The sequence below is a fragment of the Streptomyces sp. R28 genome (assembly GCF_041052385.1).
Taxonomy (GTDB): domain Bacteria; phylum Actinomycetota; class Actinomycetes; order Streptomycetales; family Streptomycetaceae; genus Streptomyces.
In genome coordinates this window covers 9,120,842-9,143,913 of sequence record NZ_CP163439.1, presented here as the reverse complement: position 1 = coordinate 9,143,913, position 23,072 = coordinate 9,120,842, and the positions used below count along the sequence as shown (strand labels likewise).

Sequence of the window (23,072 nt, the reverse complement as noted above, 5' to 3'; positions counted from 1 at the left end):
GTAAGTGGACCTGCACTTCGGCGACAGCAAACCGACGGATGACGAACGGGCGGCCGTCGACGCCCTGTTGGGCCCGCCGGAGTCCTCCTGGGAGGGCGCCGACCGCTCCGACGCGGACCTCAGGTGGGCGCGCGGCGGACGCGAGGCCCGGGACCGCCGCGACCTGCTGTTGCCGGGGCTGCACGCGATCAACGACCGGGTCGGCTGGATCAGCGAGGGCGCCCTGAACTACCTGTGCCGGCGGCTGACCGTACCGCCGTCGGAGGCGTACGGCGTCGCCACCTTCTACGCCATGTTCTCCGTCAAGCCGCGCCCCGCGACCGTGCTCCACGTGTGCACGGACCTCGCGTGCGCGGCTGCCGGAGCGAGCGAGCTGTGCGCCGGGGTCGAGGCACGGCTCGGCCTCGGCAGCGGTGTGTCGGTCGAGCGCAGTCCCTGCCTGGGCCTGTGCGAACGCGCTCCGGCGGCGCTCGCGATCAAGGCGGGGGATCCGGTGCGTACGGCGGTCTCGGCGCCGGCGACCGTGCACGACGCGGTCCTCGCCGCGAGCGCGCCGGACTCGGCGCCCGAGGAGCCACCGGCCGCGATGGCGGTACCGCAGGCGGGGGATCCCGCGCTGACCCTGCTGCGGCGCGTCGGAGTCGTCGACCCCGGGTCGCTGGACGACTACCGCGCCCACGGCGGCTACACCGCCCTGCGCCGGGCCTTCGAGCTCGGTCCCGCCGGAGTCATCCGCGAGGTCACCGACTCCGGCCTGGTCGGGCGCGGCGGCGCCGCCTTCCCCACCGGCCGCAAATGGCAGGCCACGGCGTCGCAGCCCGACCATCCGCACTACGTCGTCTGCAACGCCGACGAGTCCGAGCCGGGCACCTTCAAGGACCGCGTGATCATGGAGGGCGATCCGTACGCGCTGGTCGAGGCGATGACAATCGCGGCGTACGCGACCGGCGCGCACAAGGGCTACCTGTATCTGCGCGGCGAGTACCCACGCGCCCTGCACCGCCTGGAACACGCCCTCGCGCAGGCACGCGCGCGTGGACTGCTCGGCGACGACGTCCTCGGCCAGGGATACGCCTTCGACATCGAGATCCGACGGGGCGCGGGAGCGTACATCTGCGGTGAGGAGACGGCTCTCTTCAACTCGATCGAAGGCTACCGGGGCGAGCCGCGCTCGAAGCCGCCGTTCCCCGTGGAGAAGGGCCTGTTCGGCAAGCCGACGGTGGAGAACAACGTGGAGACACTGGTCAACGTACTGCCGATCCTGACCATGGGAGCACCGGCGTACGCGGCGACCGGCACGGCGAAATCCACCGGGCCGAAGCTGTTCTGCGTGTCGGGGAGCGTGGCGCGGCCCGGTATCTACGAGCTCCCCTTCGGGGCGACACTGGGCGACCTGCTGGAGCTGGCCGGGGTGCGGGAGCGGCTGCGGGCGGTGCTGCTGGGCGGTGCGGCGGGCGGCTTCGTACGGCCCGACGAGCTGGACATCCCGCTCACCTTCGAGGGCACGCGGGAGGCGGGCACGACGCTCGGCTCGGGCGTGGTCATGGCCTTCGACGACACGGTCCCGCTGCCGCGGCTGCTGCTGCGCATCGCCGAGTTCTTCCGCGACGAGTCGTGCGGACAGTGCGTGCCGTGCCGGGTCGGGACCGTCCGGCAGGAGGAGGCACTGCACCGGATCGTGGCGCGCACGGGTGCCGCGGCCGCCGATGACATCGCCCTGCTCAGGGAGGTCGGCCGCGCGATGCGGGACGCCTCGATCTGCGGTCTGGGGCAGACCGCGTGGAACGCCGTGGAATCCGCCATCGACCGTCTGGGGGCGTACGAATGACCGTGGTACCGCTGGGGATCCCGCGCCGGCTGCTGGAGTTCACCATCGACGGGGAGCCCGTGCGCACGACGGAGGGCTCCACGATCCTCGACGCCTGCCGAGCGGCGGGGAAGGACATCCCGACCCTGTGCCAAGGCGACACCCTGACGCCCAAGAACGCGTGCCGGGTGTGCGTCGTCGAGGTCGAGGGGTCCCGGACCCTGGTCCCGGCCTGCTCGCGCAAGGCCGAGTCCGGCATGGAGGTGAAGACCGACACCGAGCGTGCCCGGCACAGCCGCAAGATCGTCCTCGAACTGCTCGCCTCGTCGGTCGACATGTCGACGACCCCGCAGGTCGCCGAATGGATCAAGGAGTACGAGGCGAAGCCGGACCGCTTCGGCCCGGGCGCGGCGCGCCTCAACGAGGAACCGAAGATCGACAACGACCTGTACGTGCGCGACTACGACAAGTGCATCCTCTGCTACAAGTGCGTGGACGCCTGCGGCGACCAGTGGCAGAACACCTTCGCGATCTCCGTCACCGGGCGCGGCTTCGACGCACGCATCGCGGTCGAGCAGGACGCTCCGCTGACCGACTCGGCCTGCGTGTACTGCGGGAACTGCATCGAGGTGTGCCCGACCGGGGCCCTGTCCTTCAAGTCCGAGTTCGACATGCGGGCGGCGAGTACCTGGGACGAGTCGGCGCAGACGGAGACGACCACGGTGTGCGCGTACTGCGGAGTGGGCTGCAACCTCACCTTGCACGTGCAGGACAATGAGATCGTGAAGGTCACCTCGCCGCACGACAACCCGGTGACCCACGGCAATCTGTGCATCAAGGGCCGCTTCGGCTACCAGCACGTACAGAACCGGGACTGATCAGGACTGGTGGGGACGGGAACATGGGACGAGTCACGGAACGACGCAAGGTGATCCGCATTCGGGACGGGGCCGTCTCCACCCGGCCGGACACACTCGTCGCCGAGGAACCCCTGGAGATCCGGCTCAACGGCAAGCCGCTGGCGATCACCATGCGCACGCCCGGCGACGACTTCGCGCTGGCCGCCGGGTTCCTGGTGAGCGAGGGGGTGCTCGCGGAGCAGGGCGATCTGCAGAACATCGTCTACTGCGCGGGCGCCACGGTGGACGGCTCGAACACGTACAACGTGGTGGACGTGAGGACGGCCCCCGGGGTGGTGATTCCCGACATCACCCTCGAACGCAACGTCTACACGACGTCGTCCTGCGGGCTGTGCGGCAAGGCGTCGCTGGACGCGGTGCGTACGACGGCCCGCTGGCCCATCGACGACACACACGGTGGCCACACTCCCCCGGTCCGGCTCGACCCCGACCTGCTCGCGGGCCTCCCCGACCGGCTGCGCGCGGCCCAGCAGGTCTTCGACCGGACCGGGGGCCTGCACGCGGCGGCCCTGTTCACCGAGGACGGCGAGCTGCTCGACATACGGGAGGACGTGGGCCGGCACAACGCGGTCGACAAGCTGGTCGGCCGCACGCTGCAGAACGGCGACCTGCCCCTGTCCCGCACGGTCCTTCTCGTCTCCGGCCGGGCCAGCTTCGAGCTCGCGCAGAAGGCGGTCATGGCCGGTATCCCGGTCCTGGCGGCGGTCTCGGCGCCCTCGTCCCTCGCGGTGGACCTGGCCGCGGAGACGGGGCTGACGCTGGTGGGTTTCCTGCGGGGCAGCTCCATGAACGTGTACGCGGGCGAACACCGGCTCGCTCTGCGGTCCGCGGCCGCCCAGGCCTGACCGGCTCCCCGCGACACGGCGGCGGGGCCCCCGACCGGCGGGGAGCGCCCCCTGCGCCGCGAGGGGGCACGCTGTTCGACTGCTCGGTCGCCCATGGGCGCTTCCAGCCGGGGCCCAGAGCACGTCGGCCGGGTCAGGTGGCTGTGAAGCGCACGTCCGACGCACGCGCCACCGAACCCAGCCTGGGGAAGTCGAGCCGCACCGAAGCCTCGTGCTCCGCCGCCGTGAACGCCGTCATCGCGTCCTCGACGAAGACCAGCTCGTAGCCGAGGTCACCGGCGGCGCGGGCGGTGGACTCGACGCCGAGGTTGGTGGCGATGCCGCCGAACACCAGCGTGGCGACGCCCCGTTCGCGCAGGCGGTCGTCCAGGCCCGTGCCCTGGAATCCGCCGATCGTACGCTTCACGATCTCGATGTCGCCCTCCTTCAGCAGCCCCGCCACCAGCCCGCTGCCGGGCGGCTGCTCGGCCACTGAGGGGCGTTCGACGCGGACGAGGACGACGGTCGCCCCCGCCGAGCGGAACGCGGCGGCCAACTCCTCGCACGTCATGAGGACTTCGGTTCCCTTACGGGGCTCCAGGGGCAACGCGACGATGCGGTCCATCAGGTCGACGAGCACAAGGGCGGTGCGTGCGCCTTCGAGCGCGAGGGGTTCGGTCATGACGGAACGTTATCCTTCATCAGCTCTGCGTACCGGAGATCCGCCGACTGCGCGCTTCGGCACACGGCGATCGAGGCGCGGGGCAACCGAGGCGCGGGGGCAACCGAGGGAAAGCAGTACTCCATCCGGACGTGACACGTGCACGGTTCTTGTGATGTGTGCGATAGCCCAACTAACGTCTGTGATGCGCACTTTGGACGTGGGATGTCCGAATGTTCAGATGCCTGGATGCATGACCAGACGATGAAGGGCGGGCCGCACCATGCCGTCAAGAGTTCGCGCACGTCTCAGAGCTGCCCTCGTCGCGGCCGTCGCCACTACGGCGACGGCCGCGACCTTGGGTTCGGCGCCGTCCCAACCGACCACGCGGACACCGCTGTTCGAGCAGCAGGTGCTCTTCAAGGCCTCGCAGGACCCCGGGTACGCCTGCTTCCGGATCCCGGCGGTCGTCAGGACCAAGGACGGCACCCTGCTGGCGTTCGCCGAGGGGCGGGTGCTCAACTGCGGTGACGCCGCCGACATCGACATCGTGCTCAAGCGCTCGACGGACGGTGGCCGCACCTGGGGGCCGCTCCAGGTCGTCAACGAGGGGGACGGCGACACGCACGGGAACCCGGCACCGATCGTGGACCGCGAGACCGGCCGCATCCTGCTGGCGGAGACGTACAACACGGGCCGGACGGACAGCGGCAGTTGCTCCGTACCGTGCAAGCGCACCCCGCATCTCCAGTACAGCGACGACGACGGCCGTACCTGGTCCGAGCCGCGCGATCTCAGCGCCGAAATACTGCCCGCGAACTGGAACTCCTGGTACGCCACCGGCCCCGTGCACGGCATCCAGCTCACCAGGGGCAAGCACGCCGGGCGGCTCGTCTTCGGCGTCAACACCGAGACCTGGGACGGCAGTCGGGTCACCGCCAACCACGCCGCCCTCATCGTCAGCGACGACGGCGGCGACCACTGGCGGATCGGCGCCACCGACTCCTGGCCCATCACCGCGGCCGACGGCACCTTCCGGCAGAAGCCGTCCGAGGTGACCCTCACCGAGCGCACGGACGGCACGATCCTCATCAGCGGCCGGGAACAGGACGGCACCGACCTCGGCCACCGCTCCCAGACGTACAGCCGCGACGGCGGGAACAGCTTCACCGGCCCCTTCCGGGACATTCCCGACCTCTACACGCCCCAGGTCCAGGGCGCCACACTCCGCCTGGGCAATCGCCTCCTGCTGTCCGCGCCGGGCGATCCCGACCGCCGCCGGACCATGATGATCCGGTCGTCCTGGAACGGCGGCACCACCTGGGACAGCGTGGACCGCGGCAAGGTCGTGACGACGGACTGGTCGGGCTACTCCGACATGGTGGGCATCAACGCGTCCTCGGCGGGCCTGATGTACGAGGGCGGCGCCGTCGACGCACGCGACGAGATCCGCTTCGCCCGCTTCGACGAGGCCTGGCTCGGACCGCGCCGCGGCCCCGACCCGACCACCCCCGACCTCGCCCCGAGCGCGCCGCGCGTCACCGTCCTCGGGGGCGCCGAGACGACGGACGGAGTGTTCGGCGACGCCGTGGAGTTCGACGGCGACGACGACGCCGTACGCCTGCCGTACCGGACCCGGCTTCCGCTCGGTGACGGCGAATTCACCGTCTCGTTGTTCTTCCGCTATTCCGCCACCGCCGGCGAGCAGCCGTTCCTGTGGATGGGCGGGATCGGCTCCACCCAGCCCCAGGTCTGGCTGCGCGGCGAGCCCGACAACGACCGGGTGCGCGCCCTCATCACCACACGGCAGGGATTCGGGACCGTGCGCACCGCGTCCGTGTGGGCCAACGACGCCCACAACGACGGCGAGTGGCACCACCTCGCCCTGCGGCGCGGCTCAGGACAGCTGACGCTCTTCCTGGACGGTACGGCGATCAGCACCGCGGACGTGCCCGGTTCGGTCAGCCGGAACTCGCCGTTCGGCGTGCACGTCGGCCAGCGCATGGACAGCCGGGCCTTCCTCACCGGGGCGCTCGACGACGTCCACGTGTGGAACCGGGCACTCGGCGACGCGGAGATCAACGCCGCGTCCCAGGTCACCGCCCGTAAGAGCGCGGCCGCTGCCGATACCGTCCTGTGGCTGCCCATGGACCAGGTGCGCTGAGACCACTAACGTCCCGGGCGTGCCCGACGACACACGAGCACGACAGCGCACGGGAACCGGCCTCGGACTCCTGCTGGCCCTGGTTCTCGGGGCCGTGCTGCTCACCGCCCTCCCGGACGACGGCGAACGGGAGGGCGGTGGCGCGTGTGCCCCGCGCTCGGTCGCGTCCTGGAAGGCCGACGACAACCTCACGTCCGAGTTCACCCGCTACGGCGACGACCCCTCCCGCACCGACGACTGGACCGGCGGCGACGGCACCCACTCGGTACGGCTGCCGGACGGCCGGCTGCTGTGGCTGTTCTCGGACACCTACCTGGGCCAGGTGTACGCCCCGCCCAACCCGTTCGGCGAGTCCCACACCTGGCGGGACACGGCCGCTCCCCTGGTGCGCAACTCGGCGGTCGTCATGCGCGACGGACGCCTGGAGCGCACCCTGCCCACCCCGCTCTTCCCCGACCCGGCCCCGAACCAGTGGCGCTGGCCGGTGGCGGCTCGCGTCGAGCCCCGCTCCCCCGGCTCCTCCGAGCAGGTCCTGCGGGTGCTGCTGTGGGTGCGCACGGCCGGGCAGTCCCCGTGGATCTACGGCGTGCCCACCGCCACCGAGGTCGCCACGCTCGCGCTGCCCGACCTGCGGGTCGAGTCGGTCGTCAAGGTCCTCGACCAGCAGCTGGTGCCGGATCCCTCCCGACGGGTCCTGTTCGGCACGACGCTGGTCGAGGAGGGCGGCTGGACGTACGTCTTCGGGGGCGACGACGGCCAGGCCGCGTCCCGGCCGGCCTCGCACGCGTACGTCGCGCGCGTGCCCGAGGGCAGGCTGGCCGAGCCGGGTGCCTGGCAGTACTGGAACGGCTCCGCATGGGCCGGGGCCGGGGGTGCCCGGCCGCGCGCGATGCTCGGGGACGGGCAGCGCAAGGGGGTCGGCAGCGCGTTCTCGGTGGCGCGGGTGCGGGGGACGTACGTCCTGTTCACGATGGCCGCGGGTACCGAGGGGCTGACGACCGTGACGTCGTACTGGGCCTGCTCCCCCACCGGCCCGTGGCACGGGCCGACGAAGGACTTCAGCCCGTCGCTGCCGCAGGGCGGCCAGGTCGCCGCGTACAACCCGCAGACGCACCCCGAGCTGAGCGGCGACGGACGTCTCGTGGTCAGCTACGACGTCAACTGGCTGGAGACGGGCGGCGCCGCGGTGCAGCTCAACCGGAACGTGTCCCTGTACCGACCGCGGTTCGTGACGCTGCGGCTGGCGCCGACGCGGTGACCGGCTCCGGAGCGTCGAGGTCGGCGTCGTGGGCCCGGCGCTTGGCGATGACCGCGCAGACCATCAGCTGCATCTGGTGGAAGAGCATCAGTGGCAGCACGGCCAGCGAGGCGTGTGCCCCGAACAGGACGCTCGCCATGGGCAGGCCGGCGGCGAGGGACTTCTTCGAGCCGGCGAACTGGATCGCGATGCGGTCCTCGCGGTCGAAGCGCAGCGCCTTGGCGCCGTACCAGGTCAGGGCGAGCATGACGGCCAGCAGTACGGCCTCGACGGCGAGCAGGCCGGCCAGCCGTATCGGGCTCACCTGGTGCCAGATGCCCTGGACCATGCCCGCGCTGAACGCCGTGTAGACGACCAGCAGGATCGAGCCGCGGTCGACGAGCCCGAGGACCTTCTTGTGCCGGGCCACGAAGCCGCCGATCCAGCGCCGCAGCAGCTGCCCGGCGACGAACGGCACCAGCAGCTGCAGCACGATCTTGACCACCGAGTCGGCCGAGAAGCCGCCGGCGCTGCCGCCGAGCACGGCCGCCGCGAGGAGCGGGGTGACGACGATGCCGACGAGGGAGGAGAAGGAGCCCGCGCAGATCGCGGCGGGCACGTTGCCGCGGGCCATCGAGGTGAAGGCGATCGAGGACTGGATGGTCGACGGGACGAGGGTGAGGAAGAGCAGGCCCTGGTAGAGCGGGTGCGTCAGGAGCACCGGGACCAGGCCGCGGGCGGCCAGACCCAGCAGCGGGAAGGCGACGAAGGTGCAGGCCAGGACGGTGACATGGAGTCGCCAGTGCTTCAGCCCGTCCATCGCCTCACGGGTGGACAGCCGGGCGCCGTAGAGGAAGAAGAGGAAGGCGATCGCGGCCGTGGAGGCACCGGACGCCACGTCGGAGGCCGTCCCGCGCGCCGGGAAGAGGGCCGCGAGGCCCACGGTCCCGAGCAGCAGCAGGACGTACGGGTCGATCGGCATCCAACGCGGCCATTGCAGGCGTTTCACTGTGCTCCACTACTTCGCTGTCGTACTCGGCTGTCGCTTCGCTGAACTTCGGGTTCCCGGCACGGACGTGCCCTCTCCATCGTCCTCCGGCGATCAGCGATCGGGAATCCGGCATACCACTCTGACTGTCATCACGTTCCGCGATAACCGCGGGTAGCGTGGGAGCGTGTACGACCCCTCCCATCTGCGTACGTTCCTCGCGGTGGCCCAGACGCTGAGCTTCACCCAGGCGGCCCGTCGCCTCGGCCTGCGCCAGTCGACCGTGAGCCAGCACGTGCGGCGTCTGGAGGACGCCACCGGGCGGCCGTTGTTCGCCCGGGACACGCACTCCGTGGAGCTGACCGAGGACGGCGAGGCGATGCTCGGCTTCGCCCGCCGGATCCTGGAGGTGCACGAGCAGGCGACGGCGTTCTTCGCCGGCACCCGGCTGCGCGGCCGGCTCCGCTTCGGCGCGTCCGAGGACTTCGTCCTGACCCGCCTGCCGGAGATCCTGGAGGGCTTCCGCTACGACCACCCGGAGGTCGACCTGGAACTGACGGTCGAGCTCTCGGGCACCCTGCACGAGCAACTCTCCGCCGGGAAGCTCGACCTGGTCCTCGCCAAGCGGCGCCCCGAGGATCCCCGGGGCGAGCTGGTCTGGCACGACCGGCTGGTGTGGATCGGCGCGGAGCGGCTGCGTCTGGAGCCGGACCGTCCGGTGCCGTTGATCGTCTATCCGCCGCCGGGCATCACGCGGACGCTCGCCTTGGAGGCGCTGGAGCGGCAAGGGCGGGAGTGGCGGATCGTGTGCACGAGCGGCAGCCTCAACGGCCTCGTCGCGGCGGCGCGGGCCGGTCTCGGCGTGATGGCGCACTCACGGGGCCTGATCCCGCCGGGGCTGGTGCGGGTGCCCGACCGGGCCGGGCTGCCGGAGCTGGGCCGGGTCGATTTCGTGCTGGTCCACGGCCACCGCCGCACGGCGGCACAGGGCGCGGCGGACGCACTGGCGGCGGCGATCCTGGCGGGCGGCGACCGGCTGCACCGGCGTTAAGGGCGTCGCCGGTACGTCAGCTGCTTCACCCTCCGCAGGAACGGTGACGCCTCCACGAGCTGGACGCCCTCCAGGCGGCCGAGGGGGCCGCTGAGGTAGGTGTACAGGTCGGCCGAGTTCCTGACGACCACAGTCGCGACCATGTTGCAGGGGCCGGCCGTCGCCGCGGCGTGGGCGATCTCGTCGTGGGCCGCGAGGGCCTCGCCGACGGAGGTCAGGGCGGCGGGGGTGGTGGTGATCCACAGGTGGGCGGCGAAGGGGTAGCCGATGGCCTCGGACCGGTACTCCACGTCGAGGTACACCGCTCCGGACGCCACCAGTGCGGCGAGGCGGCGCTTCACCGCGGACTCCGAGCGGCCGGTGGCGCGCTGGAGTTCGGGGTAGGTGGCACGTCCGTCGCCTTCCAGCGCGGCGAGCAGGGGTTCGTCCTCGGCCTCGATACGGGCCGGTCCCGGTTCCGGGAGAGTCTCGGGCCGCAGGGCCGCGACCTGGTCGTCCGTGAGCACCCGGAACTTGCGCAGCCAGCCGGTCGGCCCGCCGTAGAAGCGGTGCAGCATCTGGTGGGCCCGGATCTCCAGGACGCGCGGGGTGCGGGGCAGCTTGCCGAGCAGGAGGTCGTCGCGGTCGCCGGGGCTGCGCGGCCGGGTTCCGAAGATGACCTCGGTGCCGCCCGAGGCGATCCCGATCCAGTTGGTGTCGGTCCGTTTGGCCAGCGCCTCCGCGATGACCAAGGCGCTGTCGGGCACGCAGCGCAGCCGTAGCGTCCACTGGTCCTGGCCGAGGCGCTCGGCGTCCCGGATGGCCACCACCCGCAGACCGGCCTCGGCGCACAGCCTGCGGTAGCGGCGGGCGATCGTCTGGTCCGAGACACCGAGCACCTCCCCGAGGCGGGCGAAGGACGCCCGGCCGTTCACCTCCAACGCGTCCAGCAGCTGAAGGTCCAGCTTGTCGAACGTGTCGGATTCCATCTCCAAGGTGGCTTCTCCTATCGGATTCCGGCGGCTCGCCGCCCGGTACGGCCGTGATCGGCCGCGCACCACCCATCGTACGGAGGCCGAAGCAACGCACACAGGAGGGGAAGAGAAACATGCGTACATGGGGGCCGCTCACGGCCGTGTGCCTGAGCACGTTCATGTTGTTGCTGGACGTGACGATCGCGGTCGTCGCGCTGCCGGACATGGCTCGGGCGCTGGACGGGTCGCTGGGTGATCTGCAATGGGTGATGGACGGGTACGCGCTGGCGCTGGCCGCGCTGCTGCTGGGCATGGGGGCCGCGGCGGACGTGCTCGGCAGGCGGCGCGTGCATGTCGTGGGTGTCGTCGTCTTCGCGGTGGCGTCGCTGCTGTGCGGGCTCGCGACCGGGCCGGGGATGCTGGTGGCGGCGCGGGGGCTGCAGGGGATCGGCGCGGCGGCCATGTTCGCCACGACGCTGCCGCTGCTCGGCTCCGTCTACCAGGGCAGGCGGCGGTCCATGGCGCTCGGCGTGTGGGGCGCGGTCAGCGGTGCGGCGGCCGCGGTGGGGCCGATCGCCGGCGGACTGCTCACCGACGGTCCGGGCTGGCGGTGGATCTTCTACGTCAATCTGCCGGTGAGCGTGGCCGCGATATGGCTGACGCTGCGGGTGGTTCCGGAGTCGCGGGGTGCGCGCGGACGTCGTATCGACTGGGCGGGGACCGCGGCGTTCGCGGCGTTCGCCGGGGCGGTGACGTACGGGGCCGTACGGGCCGGGAGTCATGGGTGGAGCGCGAGCGGGACCCTGGTGTGGTTCGCGGGGGCGGCGGTGGCGCTGGGCTGCTTCCTCGTGGTGGAGCGGCGGGCCGCCGATCCGCTGCTGGATCCGCGGCTGTTCCTGCGGCCCGCGTTCTTCGGGGTGATGGCGGGCGCGCTCGCCTTCAACGCGGCGGCGTTCGGTGTCATGGCGTACACCTCGATCTGGTTGCAGACCCTGCTCGGGATGAGCCCGGTGCGCGGCGGGGCGGTCTTCCTGTGGCTCTCGCTCGCCTCGTTCGTGGTCGCCGCGGCCGGCGGGCGGCTGCTGCACGGGGTGCCGGCGCGGTTCACCATCGGGGGCGGGCTGCTGCTGATCGGCGCGGGCCAGTACTGCATGGCGGTCCTGGACGCCGGGTCGACGGCGGGCGCCCTGGTGCCGGGGCTGGTGCTGGTGGGCGTCGGTACGGGGCTGGTGTCACCCGGCATCGCGGGCGCCGCGCTGGCCGCCGTACCGCAGGAACGGGCCGGCATGGCGGGCGGTGCGGTGAACACCTTCCGGCAGCTGGGGTACGCGCTCGGCATCGCCCTGTGGGGCACGGTGCTGACCTCGCGGATGCAGGACACGTTGCCGCAGGAGGCGGCCCACGCCCTGGCGGGCGGCGGCGCCGGTGCGCTGCGCGGCGCGTTCGGCGAGGAAAGGCTGCGCGCCGCCTTCGCCGACGGGCTCGATGCGGTGGCGGTGGCGGCGGGGTCGACGGCGCTGGTGGCCGGAGTGCTGGTGCTCGCCCTGGTCAGGAGGGGTGGGACGAAAACCGGAGTGACAGGTTCGGCCTCGCGCACGCTGACAGAGGAGAGGACGGCATCCCGGGGATGACGTGATCGGCAGGACTCGCGGTGGGTAATCGGGTCGTACAGATTCGGTGGAGATTACGGGTCCGAAACTTACTCAACCGTCAGTTTTCTGTCCGACCCTTCCCCATGTGAGCGCATTTTCCAGACGCTGACCAGTGCAAACCTGAGCAGTACTCTCATTCTGACCCCCTCCCGCCTCGCGGGAGGGTGGGGTAGCTTTCACGGCGCTGAGCGGAGCTTCAGCCGAGGCATATCGGAGCGGGGAGCGGGGTTTGCGCGAGTTCACCAACCCTCCGTTGGCGTTGGCACCGCCGGTGGGCGGCCTGGCCGACGTCGTCTTCGAGCATGCCCAGGAGGACCCGCTGTATGTCGCCCTCGGCCGAAAGGACGAGGACGGACAGTGGCGGGACGTCACCGCCGCCGAGTTCCGGGACGAGGTGCTCGCCCTCGCCAAGGGCCTGCTCGCCCGGGGCATCCGGTTCGGGGACCGGGTCGCGATCATGGCCCGTACCCGGTACGAGTGGACGCTCTTCGACTTCGCCCTGTGGACGATCGGCGCCCAGGTGGTGCCGATCTACCCCACCTCCTCGGCGGAACAGTGCTTCTGGACGCTGTACGACGCCGAGTGCTCGGCGGCGGTCGTCGAGCACGAGGACCACGCGATGACGATCGCCACCGTCATCGACCGGCTGCCCCGGCTGCACCAGCTGTGGCAGTTGGACTCGGGCGCCGTGCAGGAGCTGTACGACGCCGGCGCCCACCTCGACGACGAGGTGGTCCACCGCCACCGCCAGGCGGTCACCCCCGACTCCGTCGCGACGGTCATCTACACCTCGGGCACCACGGGACGCCCCAAGGGCTGTGTCATCTCTCACGGCAACTTCATGTACGAGGCGGACACGGTCATCCAGCGCTGGGAACCGGTGTTCCACTCGAAGAAGGGCGACGAGGCGGCGACCCTGCTGTTCCTGCCGCTCGCGCACGTCTTCGGCCGGATGGTGCAGGTCGCCGCGATCCGCGGCAAGGTCCGCTTCGGTCACCAGCCGCAGATGAACGCGGCCGCGCTGCTGCCGGACCTCGCCGCGTTCAAGCCGACGTTCTTCCTCGCCGTGCCGTACATCTTCGAGAAGGTCTTCAACGCCGCCCGCCGCAAGGCCGAGAAGGAAGGCAGGTCGGGCGCCTTCGAGAAGGCCGTCGAGGTGGCCGTGAAGTACGCGGACGCCATCGAGGCCAAGGCGTGGGGCATCGGCCCCGGGCCGTCGGCCGGGCTGCGCATGCAGCACCAGGTCTTCGACAAGCTCGTCTACTCCAAGATGCGGGCCGCGATGGGCGGCCGCATCCGGCAGGCGATGACCGGCGGCTCGGCGATGGACCGGCGGCTCGGCCTGTTCTTCGCGGGTGCCGGCATCCATGTCTACGAGGGATACGGCCTCACCGAGTCCACGGCGGCCGCGACCGCCAACCCGCCCTATCACACCCGTTACGGCACAGTCGGCCAGCCCATCCCGGGCATGACCGTGCACATCGCGGACGACGGCGAGATCTGGCTGCACGGCGCCAACATCTTCCAGGGCTACCTCAACAACCAGAAGGCCACCGACGCGGCCCTGCACGACGGCTGGCTGGCCACCGGCGACCTGGGCTCCCTCGACGAGGACGGCTACCTCACCATCACCGGCCGCAAGAAGGAGATCCTGGTCACGTCCGGCGGCAAGAGCGTCTCGCCGGGCGTGCTGGAGGAGCGCGTCCGGGACCACCCCCTGGTCGCCCAGTGCATCGTCGTCGGCAACGACCGGCCGTACATCGCGGCCCTGGTCACCCTCGACCAGGAGGCCGTCGAACACTGGCTGATGATGCGCGACAAGCCCCAGATGACCCCGGCCCAGCTGGTCCGCGACGCCGACCTGGAGACCGAGGTGCGGCGCGCGGTCGTCGCCGCCAACACCCTTGTCTCACAGGCCGAGTCGATCCGCACCTTCCGTATCCTCGCGCAGCCGTTCACCGAGGAGCACGGACTGCTCACGCCGTCGCTGAAGCTGAAGCGCAAGGCGATCGAGAACGCGTACTCGGGCGAGGTCGAGGCGCTGTACCGGGCCTGAGCCGGCCCGCGGAAGGGCCGCCTCAGACGAGCTGGTAGCCGCGCAGAGCGGTGAGCAGCAGGTGGCAGTCGCGCAGGGAGTCCGAGGTGTCGCCGAGTGAGCGGTAGATGCCCCACTTCGGGCGGACCCGGTCGTCCAGGAAGGTGTCGACGCCCGTGCGCGACTTGTCGATCAGCGTCGTGCCGCCGCTCTTGAGGATCCACCGCACCGAACCGGACGTGCCGTCACCGACCTTGATCTGGAAGTCGACGTCGGTCCACCGGTCGTGCAGCGGGTCGAGCGGGGTGCGGCCCACAAGGATTCCGGAGACGGGCAGTTGGAGTTCGATGGTCTGGTCCCCGCCGACGCGGCGCAGCGACTGCACGACGATCGGCGAGGAGCCGGTGCCGGGCTGCTTCATCTGCATGATGTGCGTGAAGGTGGTCGTGGCCTTCAGCGAGCTCGGGATGTACATCGAGTACGTCACCCGCCAGGTCTGGCCCGGCAGCCACTTCAGGTAGCCCGCGGAGGTACGCAGGCCGGTGACCTCCTGGCGCTGACGGTCGGTCGCGGTGTCCCGGTCCACGGTGTGCATGGTGAAACGCCAGTTGTCGCCCTCCGGGCGGATGTGGGGAGCGCCAGCGGGGTGCGAGTCGGCGCGGTCGTCCTCGACGGTCTCGAAGGCCCGCAGACCGTCGGACCACGCGGACGGGGACCATTTCAGCTGCCAGGAGGCGGCGTGGGCGGGGGTGGCGGACAGGCCGACGGCGGCGGTCGAGGCGCCGCCCAGGGCCGCGCCGAGCAGGGTTCTGCGGCTGGTGCTCATGGCTGCTCCCTCAGGGTGGGGGGTGAAGGGCCGGGCTCTCAGCACCCAGGCGCACGCCTGGGGTTCACATATCTGCACCACGTTCATCGACCGGTTCGGTCGTGACATACAGAGTCTCGACATGACGGGCCACGGTCAATGGTCCGGACCTGTAAAGCGGTCAGGAGTTTCGATCGGATTCCGCCGTCAGGAATGCATCACGCCGCGTGATCGTTGACGATACGAGTACCACCTGACGACAACCGTAAGGATCAAGAGCTCGTGAGCAGCAAGGTCCCCCCGATCACCCTCAACAACGGCGTCGAGATGCCCCAGCTGGGCTTCGGCGTCTGGCAGGTGCCGGACGACGAGGCGGAGCAGGCGGTCAGCACTGCGCTGGAGGCCGGGTACCGCAGCATCGACACAGCGGCGATCTACGGCAACGAGGAGGGCACCGGCAAGGCCATCAGCGCCGCCGGCCTCCCCCGCGAGGACATCTTCGTCACCACCAAGCTCTGGAACAGCGACCAGGGATACGACGCCACGCTGCGCGCCTTCGACGTGTCGCTGGGCAAGCTGGGTCTGGACTACGTGGACCTGTACCTCATCCACTGGCCGCTGCCGGCCCGCGACACCTACGTCGACACCTACAAGGCCTTCGAGAAGCTCCACGCCGACGGCCGCGTGCGCGCGATCGGTGTGTCCAACTTCCTTCCGGACCACCTGGAGCGGCTGATCGGCGAGACGTCGGTCGTCCCGGCGGTCAACCAGATCGAGCTGCACCCGCACCTGCAGCAGCAGGCCTCCCGCGACTACCACGCCGAGCAGGGCATCGCCACCGAGGCCTGGTCCCCGCTCGGCCAGGGCAAGGGGCTGCTGGAGGTCCCGGCGATCGTCGCCATCGCCCAGAAGCACGGCCGCACCCCGGCCCAGATCGTGCTGCGCTGGCATCTCCAGCTGGGCAATGTCGTGATCCCGAAGTCCGTGACGCCGTCGCGGATCAAGGAGAACATCGAGGTCTTCGACTTCAGCCTGGACGCCGAGGACCTCGCGGCGATCAGCGCGCTGAACGAGGACCGGCGGATCGGCCCGGACCCGGCGACGTTCGACATGGCCTGACGCCCGTTTCGCCACGACCGTCCGCCCGCCGCTCAGCCGTATGAGCGGCGGGCGACGCGTCCGGGGCGTTTCAGTCACCGCGCACGTCGGTGAAGACGACCTCGAACTCCTCCAGCCCGGTCACCGACACATGCGCCTTGGCCGCGCCTTCGTGCCGGGCCGCCGCCTGGCCCGCGCGGGACGCCGCCAGGGAAGCCTGATCGACGAAGACCGCTCCGACCATCCCGCGCCCCCGCTCCCGGTCGACCATCAGCGACGTCCTGGCCAGCCCCGTGAGGGTGTCCAGCTTGGGCACCACCGTCGCCCGGAACGTGTCGGCGAGCAGATCCGTGTCCATGGGATCGAACTCCAGCCTGGTGAGCCGCAGTCCGCCGCCCGCCTGCGGCTGCCGCACCTGGTGGAAGACCAACGCCTCGTAGTTGAGGACCGCCAGTGTCCCCGCGAACGGCTCCAGCATCGCCGCCCGCCGCTCGCGCAACACCTCGTCGCTGTTGCGCCGCTCCTCCTCCGACTCCCACCAGCTCGCCGCGAGCAGCTTCCCGAGCGCCCGGTCCACGAAGACACTCGCTCCGCGGTATCCCGGACGGTCTTCCAGCAAGTCCCGCCCCTCTGTGTTCATGGCCCTGATGGCCGTGTCGATCTTCGCGGGATCGCCGGTCGTGTAGATGGCTCGTACGAACATGACACCTCCCGGAAATCCGGGCCCACATCCGAAATCTTCGGCATGTCCAGTCTTCTACTGGGGTCCTGACGCCGCAATCAGCGCAGGTCAGCAAGTTTTCCCAAGAGAAGGGCCCCTCACGGTGCACATCCGAAGACTGCCCCTCGCCGCGGCCTCCGGCGCCGCGCTGCTCGCCGCCGGACTGCTCCCCGCGAGCGCCTCCGGCACGTCACGACCGCCGGGCGTCCAGGAAGGTTCGGTCAGCGCGGCCGACCTGCTCGCGAAGGTGACGTCCTGCTCGCAGATCTCGAACGGCATGTACCGCACCGACGAGGCCGCCTCGCCCACCGTCCCGGTGTGCGGCAAGAACGGCGCCGTCTTCTGGAAGGCCGACCTGGACATCGACTGCGACGGGCAGCGCACCGACCGGTGCAACGAGTACACCGACCCCTCGTTCCAGCCCGACACCGCGTTCCACCAGTCCGACGGCCGACCGCTGCGGTCCGACACGCTGCCCTATGTCGTCGTCCCCGGCGTCAGCGACATCTGGGACCACTCGGCGGCGGGCATCGAGGGCGGCGGCGTGGTCGCCGTCATCCACCACGACCAGGTGCTGTACGCCGTCGTCGGCGACACCGGTCCGCGGAGCGTCATCGGCGAGGCCTCCTACGCCGCCGCCGAGACACTCGGCATCGACCCCGACCCGGCGACCGGCGGGGCCGCCTCCGGCGTGACGTACATCCTCTTCGAGGACTCCCGCGTCTCGCCCATCGAGAGCCACAGCGCGGCGGTCTCGCTGGGCGAGCAGCTGGCGGAGGAATTCATCCAGGACAACTGAGCTGCTCAAACGGCAGCAGGCGTACGTCAGTTGGGCTGTCCGAGCGGCCGTACGACGACGGTGTTGATGTCGACGCCGTCGGGCTGCCGGATGGCCCACACCACCGAGTCGGCGATCTGGTCGGCGGTCAGCAGATGCCCCGGCGGCAGGCTGCCGTAGCTGTCCCAGAACGGTGTCTCGACGCGGCCGGGCGCGATGTGGGTCACGCCGACGCCCCAGTCGGTCACCTGCCGCCGGGTGTTCTCGGCGAGCCCGGTCACCGCCCACTTCGTCGCCCCGTAGATGTTGCCGGGCCCGGGCACGAACCCGGCGACGCTGCCGACGAGGACGATCCGGCCGCGGGTCTCCTTGAGGGCGTCGATGGAGGCGCGGATGAGCAGGGCCGGGCCGAGGACGTTGGTCAGCACCATCTCGGTCCAGCCGGACGGGTCGCCCTCGGCGACCGAGTCGTGGGTGGCGAAACCGGCGTTGGCGACGACCGTGTCGAGTCGGCCGAAGGTCTTGAGCGTCGTGTCGACGGCCGCCTGTACGTCGCCGTACTCGGCCGCGTTCCCGACGATCGTCAACAGACCGTCCGGAGCCCCGAGTTCCTCGGCGAAGCCCCGCAGCCGCGTCTCGCCGCGGCCGGTGACGGTGACCCGGTACCCGGCGTCCAGCAGCTGTCGCGCGACCGCGGCGCCGATACCGCTGCCGCCGCCGGTGATGAGTGCGACCGGAGAGTCGGTCGCGGTCGAGCCGGTCGTGGTCGAGCCGGTCGTGGTCGAGCGGTCCATGGTGATCCCCCTGCGTTTCGTTCGGACGACGGGGATTCCATCACTTGGAGAGCTCTCGAAGTCAAGGCTCACTTCGTCCGGACAGCCGTGTACACCGTCCGCGCCGCGAGCACGAACACATCCGGCCGGTGGTGCACGCTCGCCTTGTCGTCCGGGTCGAGGAGCCGGTCGAGGGTCGCGCGGTCATCGGCGTCGAGGTGGTCCCCGAGGCCCTCGCGGATACGGGTCAGGAAGGCGACGACATAGGCGCGGGCCCGGTCCGTGGTCGGGGCGGGCAGGTCGAGGAGGAAGGTGCGGGTGCCGGTGGGCCTGAGGCCGGCGGAGGTGAGCAGCGCCGGCCAGTCCTCGGTCTCGGCGACGGAACCGGGCAGGTCCGCGCGCATCGCGGCGAACCGCTCCTGCTCCAGCGCGTCGAGGCGCGCCTGCAGTCCGGGGCGCCCGAAGCCGAGGTCGCGCGGCAGGAACCGGGCCGGCAGACCGCCCTCCTGGAGGGCCAGGGTGCCGCCGTGCGTGAGGCGGGCGGCGAACGCGGCGAGGGCGGCGCGCTGGTCGCCGAGGTGGTGCAGGCTGCGGCCGGCCCAGAGCAGATCGGCCGGGTAGTCCAAGTCGTCGAGCACGTCCGGGAGTTCACCGGCGAGGGTGTCGAAGCGGTCGGCGACGCCCAGCCGCTCGGCCCGCCCCCGGGCCCGCTCCAGGAGTGGTGCGGATCCGTCGACGGCGACGATCCGGGCGCCGGGGAAGGTGTCGGCGAACAGACAGGCGACGACGCCGGGTCCGCTGCCCACGTCCACGATCAGCCCGGGCTCGGTCTGCCGCTTGGCCAGCCAGGCCATGGCGTGCTCGTACAGGGGCGTGAACAGCTCCGCCTCCGTCTCCAGCAGCGGGGCCATCTCGTTCCAGTCGACATCGGTGTGGTCGTGGTGATGGTGGCCGGCCTCGTGGTCTGCGTGGTGGTGGTGCGCCATGCTCGTCAGCCTCTCCTTCGGATGGGGCCAGCGTGCGCCGACGCACCGTCGCGGGGCCACTGTCGTTGCCGTAACGGCAAAACCACGGGCAAGGAAAAGGGCATGCCGCCACCACGGCATGCGCCCCCTCTTCTCGCAATCCGCCGGGACCTGGCCCAGGAGAACGGACCAGCCCCGGCGGACTACGACGCCCTCAAGGGGCGCGGGGACCTGCGCGACCAGCCACAGCCGGCCCGCAGCCGCGATCCCCGCGCTACGACAACGGCGGATACGCGTTCTGCATCAACTGCTGGAACTGCGCCGAGAACCAGTGCCCCGACAGCGGGGAGTTCGGCAGGGCGCCGGACATGTTGTTGTTGTTGCGCGGGTTACCCGTGTAGGTCGGGTCGCACATCCGGTCGAAGCCCTTGCCCTCGTCGTTCGGGATCGCGCTGCTGGCGCCGTCGGACTCACCCGGGGGCTTCATCCACACGTAGGCGTCGATCCCGGCCGCCGGGGAGGCCTGCGGGCGCTCGCCGAGACCGGCTCCGGACTGGTTGCACCAGTTGCCGGTGTTGATGCGCCGGTCGATGCGACCGCCGTTGACGTAGGTGTCCACGTCCGTCATGGCGCCCGGACCGGTCGGCCGGGCACTGCCGCCCCAGCCGTTGCGGGAGGTGTCGATCAGCATGCCGACGCCCGAGGGGAAGCCCTGGTTCACGGCCTCCGCCCGGAAGGCCTGGGCGTAGGAGAGCTCGTCGACGTAGCGGTTCCAGTCCACCCACTTCGACTCGCGCACGGACTTGCCGTTCACGGAGTCGCTGATGGTGAAGTACTGCTCCTTCAGCGCGCTGTAGTTGGCGGTGTTGGTGATGAAACCGGCCACGTCGTTGACGGTGGCGCCTTCGGCCGTCGCGGCCTGCTTGATCAACTGGACGCTCGCCGAGAAGTTGTCGTCCCAGCCGAGCCAGCCGTGGTGCCCGGCGTCCACGTAGTTGTAGACGTTGGCGATGTCACCGAGCTTGTTCAGCGCGTAGCCGACGCCCTTGATGTAGTTGCCGTTGGCCTTCATCGTGTCGCAGTTCGGGGTGGCCGTGACCCGCGGCGAGACGTTGGTGACGAGGTTCGGCAGCGAGTCGAGTTCGACCGTGTTGACGATCCGCAGCGAGGCATACTTGGGATCGGCGAGGATCGCGGCGATCGGGTCGATGTACTGCGTCTTGTACTTGTCGATCTCCGTCGGCCCGAGCTCACCGTTGGAGGCGAGCGCGGCGCAGTCGCGGCCCGGCAGGTTGTAGATCACCAGCTGGACGACGAGCTCGCCGCTGCCCTTCTGCTTCAGGGCCTCGTCGAGGTGGGCGCGCAGGCCCATCTTGCCGCCGGCGCCGTTGATCGCGGCGATCCGGTCCAGCCACACGCCGGTGGGCTGGTTGGCGATGCGACTGCCGCCCGGCTCGGCGGCGGCATTGGCGGACCACTCCGGGTTCACGTACACCTTGGCGCCGGAGTACGGGTTGTCGACCTTGGGGCCCGTCGGGTCGGGGTCGGGCGGATCCGTGGGGCCGCCGCCTCCGTCGACGTTGCAGGTCACGCCGTCGAGGGTGAACGTGGCCGGGATGGCGTTGGTGCCGCTGTAGCTGCCCTGGAAGCCGAAGCTGACCGAACCGCCGGTCGACAGGGTCCCGTTGTAGGTCTCGTTGGTGGCGGTGACGGCCGCGCCGCTCTGGCTGATCTTCGCGTTCCAGCCGCTGGTGACCTTCTGGTTTCCGGCGTACGACCACTTCACCGACCAGTTGGACTTGGCGGCGCCACTGTTGGTGACGGTCACGGCGGCGGTGAAGCCGGTGTCCCACTGGTTCTGCACCTTGTAGTCGACGGTGCAGGGGACGGCGGCCGTGCCGATGTCCTCGGGGACGGTCGCGGCGAGCGCGGTCCCCGAGGCCCCGGCGACCAGCGCCAGGGCGGCGAGCATCGCAGTTCTGGTACGACTCATGAGTGCGGGTTCCTTCTCCGTCAGGGGGTTGTCCGTTCAGGGGGAGTTATCCGTCGAGGGCGCGCAGATGATCACGCAGCCCGATGCCGTACGACGTGGGAGTTCCGTCGTAGCTGGAGATCAGGGCGGGCCCGGAGCCGCAGTTCCACGTGTTCCAGGTCCAGCCCAGGTAGGACAGGCCGCGGTCGTCGAACCACTTCATGACCTGGTCGATGAAGGAGTGCGCGCAGGTGTTCTCCCCGATCTCACCCGCCACCAACGGCACTTGGGCCGCGACGGGGGCGAGGGTGGAGTTCCAGCAGCTCTCGTTCACGCAGGTGTTGAAGTTGTAGACGTGCCATGCCGCGGCGAGATTGCCCACCGGGTCCGTGGGCTTGTACGTCAGCCACTGGCTCAGGTCGTTCGAGTACGCGAGCCCGCCGAGCAGGATCAGGTTGCCGGCGCCGGCGTTCCGTACGGCGTCGACGAGGTCCTGCATGCCGGCCACCTGGTACCCGATGCCGGGGCAGGTGCCGCCGTCCCGCCAGCACTGCCACGCCTGGGTGGTCGTGGATGTCGCGCGGTCCGGGTAGGGCTCGTTGAACAGGTCGAAGACGACGGTCGGGTCGTCCTTGAAGGTGCTCGCGACCGACGCCCAGAACGCGGGCGTGTACTGCATGTCGGGCATCGGCTTCTGGCAGCTGGCGTGCACGTCGGAGCAGCCCGCCGAGTTGCCGGTGTACTGGCCCCAGGTCCAGTGGAGTTCGAGCATGGGCGTCATACCGTGTGCCTTCACTCGGGCCACCAGGTCCTTGACGGCGTTGACGTAGTTCGCGCCGCCGTACTCGGGCTTGATGTTGGACAGACCCAGCCAGCACTCCTCGTTCAGCGGAATGCGGACGGTGTTGGCGTTCCAGTCGGCGATCGCCTTGACGGCGGCGTCGTCGACGGGTCCGTCGAAGATGCCGCGGCCCTGGACGCACATGAACTCGCCGCCCGAACGATTGACGCCGAGCAGGCGACGGGTGGTGCCGTCGGCGTCCACGAGCTTGTTCCGGGAGACGTGCAGGGCCGGCACCGTGCCGTCATCGGGGACCGGCGGATCGGTCGGATCCGTGGGGTCCGTCGGATCGGTCGGCGACGGGTCGGTGTCGACATTGCAGATGGTGCCGTTGAGCTTGAACGCCGCCGGTACTGCATCGCTCCCCGACCGGGACGCGATGAACCCGGCACTGACGCTCGCGCCGGTGCCGAGCGCGCCGTTCCAGCTCTCGTTGACCGCGGTCACCGTCGTACCGGACTGGGACCACTTGGCGTTCCAGCCCTGGGTGACCTGCGGGCCGCCCGCGAAGTCGAAACTCAGACTCCAACTACTCAGGGCGGCCGTGTTGTTGGTGATCTCCACGGCACCCTGGAAGCCGCTGTCCCACTGGCTGGTGACCGAGTACTCCACCGTGCACGCGGGCGTGGCTCCCTGCGCCGTGACCACCGGCACCGTCACGGCCCCGATGAGGGCGACCGCGCCGACGACGGCTAAAAGTACTGAACGCGGGGGGTGTCGCATGAGCGACTCCTTGCAGATCAGCGCGCCGTGACGGACGCGTCGACTGATGGAATCGCTCCCACTGGTGTCTAGGAAGCTAGCGCCAAGTGACGGTAAAGGACAGA

The 23,072-nt window shown here is 70.6% G+C and carries 19 protein-coding genes; 10 read left to right on the top strand and 9 right to left on the bottom strand.

Annotation, left to right across the window (positions count from 1 at the left end; genetic code table 11):
* Positions 1–4: 4 nt before the first annotated feature.
* The 3 genes from AB5J49_RS40160 to fdhD are packed head-to-tail and all read left to right on the top strand — an operon-like array spanning position 5 to position 3,572.
* The gene (locus AB5J49_RS40160) at positions 5–1,828 is read left to right on the top strand and encodes an NAD(P)H-dependent oxidoreductase subunit E (protein ID WP_369173813.1); all 1,824 of its coding nucleotides are present in this window, start codon (positions 5–7) and stop codon (positions 1,826–1,828) included.
* Positions 1,825–2,685, top strand: coding sequence for a 2Fe-2S iron-sulfur cluster-binding protein (locus tag AB5J49_RS40155; protein ID WP_369173812.1), 861 nt, complete (start codon positions 1,825–1,827; stop codon positions 2,683–2,685). The genes AB5J49_RS40160 and AB5J49_RS40155 overlap by 4 nt, the downstream gene beginning before the upstream one ends.
* A gap of 23 nt (positions 2,686–2,708) precedes the next feature.
* On the top strand, positions 2,709–3,572 hold the full coding sequence (gene fdhD, locus AB5J49_RS40150; RefSeq protein ID WP_369173811.1) for a formate dehydrogenase accessory sulfurtransferase FdhD: 864 nt from the start codon (positions 2,709–2,711) through the stop codon (positions 3,570–3,572).
* A gap of 133 nt (positions 3,573–3,705) precedes the next feature.
* Here fdhD and AB5J49_RS40145 read toward each other — a convergent pair whose 3' ends face one another.
* The gene (locus AB5J49_RS40145; protein WP_369173810.1) at positions 3,706–4,233 is read right to left on the bottom strand and encodes an isochorismatase family protein; all 528 of its coding nucleotides are present in this window, start codon (positions 4,231–4,233) and stop codon (positions 3,706–3,708) included.
* A 262-nt stretch (positions 4,234–4,495) separates the two neighbouring features.
* On the opposite strand from AB5J49_RS40145, the gene AB5J49_RS40140 reads away from it, so the two are divergent.
* Positions 4,496–6,376, top strand: a complete 1,881-nt coding sequence (locus tag AB5J49_RS40140; RefSeq protein WP_369173809.1) for an exo-alpha-sialidase — start codon at positions 4,496–4,498, stop codon at positions 6,374–6,376.
* 19 nt (positions 6,377–6,395) lie between these two features.
* Positions 6,396–7,634: a DUF4185 domain-containing protein gene (locus tag AB5J49_RS40135; RefSeq protein ID WP_369173808.1), complete on the top strand. Its 1,239-nt coding sequence runs from the start codon at positions 6,396–6,398 to the stop codon at positions 7,632–7,634.
* Here the strand turns inward: AB5J49_RS40135 and AB5J49_RS40130 are convergent.
* Positions 7,570–8,595, bottom strand: coding sequence for a bile acid:sodium symporter family protein (locus tag AB5J49_RS40130; protein WP_369173807.1), 1,026 nt, complete (start codon positions 8,593–8,595; stop codon positions 7,570–7,572). The two genes, AB5J49_RS40135 and AB5J49_RS40130, sit on opposite strands and share 65 nt — an antisense overlap.
* A 193-nt stretch (positions 8,596–8,788) precedes the next feature.
* Between AB5J49_RS40130 and AB5J49_RS40125 the strand changes: the two genes are divergently transcribed.
* Complete coding sequence (locus AB5J49_RS40125; RefSeq protein ID WP_369173806.1) at positions 8,789–9,652, top strand: LysR substrate-binding domain-containing protein; 864 nt, start codon at positions 8,789–8,791, stop codon at positions 9,650–9,652.
* Here the strand turns inward: AB5J49_RS40125 and AB5J49_RS40120 are convergent.
* A complete protein-coding gene (locus AB5J49_RS40120) occupies positions 9,649–10,626 on the bottom strand; it encodes an Lrp/AsnC family transcriptional regulator (RefSeq protein WP_369173805.1) in 978 nt (325 codons plus the stop codon). The genes AB5J49_RS40125 and AB5J49_RS40120 overlap by 4 nt on opposite strands.
* 113 nt (positions 10,627–10,739) lie before the next feature.
* Between AB5J49_RS40120 and AB5J49_RS40115 the strand changes: the two genes are divergently transcribed.
* Positions 10,740–12,236, top strand: coding sequence for an MFS transporter (locus tag AB5J49_RS40115; RefSeq protein WP_369173804.1), 1,497 nt, complete (start codon positions 10,740–10,742; stop codon positions 12,234–12,236).
* Positions 12,237–12,486: 250 nt separating this feature from the next.
* Positions 12,487–14,313 (top strand): long-chain fatty acid--CoA ligase, encoded by a 1,827-nt coding sequence (locus tag AB5J49_RS40110; RefSeq protein WP_369173803.1) that lies wholly within the window; start codon positions 12,487–12,489, stop codon positions 14,311–14,313.
* A gap of 22 nt (positions 14,314–14,335) precedes the next feature.
* Here AB5J49_RS40110 and AB5J49_RS40105 read toward each other — a convergent pair whose 3' ends face one another.
* Positions 14,336–15,118 (bottom strand): Tat pathway signal sequence domain protein, encoded by a 783-nt coding sequence (locus tag AB5J49_RS40105; RefSeq protein ID WP_369173802.1) that lies wholly within the window; start codon positions 15,116–15,118, stop codon positions 14,336–14,338.
* Between the two features lie 261 nt (positions 15,119–15,379).
* Between AB5J49_RS40105 and AB5J49_RS40100 the strand changes: the two genes are divergently transcribed.
* Positions 15,380–16,216: an aldo/keto reductase gene (locus AB5J49_RS40100; RefSeq protein ID WP_369173801.1), complete on the top strand. Its 837-nt coding sequence runs from the start codon at positions 15,380–15,382 to the stop codon at positions 16,214–16,216.
* Positions 16,217–16,286: 70 nt separating this feature from the next.
* On the opposite strand, the gene AB5J49_RS40095 is transcribed toward AB5J49_RS40100, so the two are convergent.
* Positions 16,287–16,898 carry a hypothetical protein gene (locus AB5J49_RS40095; RefSeq protein ID WP_369173800.1) on the bottom strand — a complete coding sequence of 204 codons (612 nt, stop codon included), beginning with the start codon at positions 16,896–16,898 and terminating at the stop codon, positions 16,287–16,289.
* 121 nt (positions 16,899–17,019) lie between these two features.
* Here AB5J49_RS40095 and AB5J49_RS40090 point away from each other — a divergent pair, with 121 nt between their 5' ends.
* Positions 17,020–17,715 (top strand): glycoside hydrolase family 75 protein, encoded by a 696-nt coding sequence (locus AB5J49_RS40090; RefSeq protein ID WP_369173799.1) that lies wholly within the window; start codon positions 17,020–17,022, stop codon positions 17,713–17,715.
* 26 nt (positions 17,716–17,741) lie between these two features.
* Here the strand turns inward: AB5J49_RS40090 and AB5J49_RS40085 are convergent, their stop codons facing one another.
* The 4 genes from AB5J49_RS40085 to AB5J49_RS40070 form a co-directional block, all read right to left on the bottom strand.
* Positions 17,742–18,488 carry an SDR family oxidoreductase gene (locus AB5J49_RS40085; protein WP_369173798.1) on the bottom strand — a complete coding sequence of 249 codons (747 nt, stop codon included), beginning with the start codon at positions 18,486–18,488 and terminating at the stop codon, positions 17,742–17,744.
* A gap of 68 nt (positions 18,489–18,556) precedes the next feature.
* Complete coding sequence (locus AB5J49_RS40080) at positions 18,557–19,453, bottom strand: trans-aconitate 2-methyltransferase (protein ID WP_369173797.1); 897 nt, start codon at positions 19,451–19,453, stop codon at positions 18,557–18,559.
* Positions 19,454–19,706: 253 nt separating this feature from the next.
* Positions 19,707–21,425: a glycoside hydrolase family 6 protein gene (locus AB5J49_RS40075; RefSeq protein WP_369173796.1), complete on the bottom strand. Its 1,719-nt coding sequence runs from the start codon at positions 21,423–21,425 to the stop codon at positions 19,707–19,709.
* 46 nt (positions 21,426–21,471) lie between these two features.
* Entirely contained in the window at positions 21,472–22,968 is a 1,497-nt protein-coding gene (locus tag AB5J49_RS40070) for a cellulase family glycosylhydrolase (protein WP_369173795.1), read from the bottom strand.
* Positions 22,969–23,072: the final 104 nt, after the last annotated feature.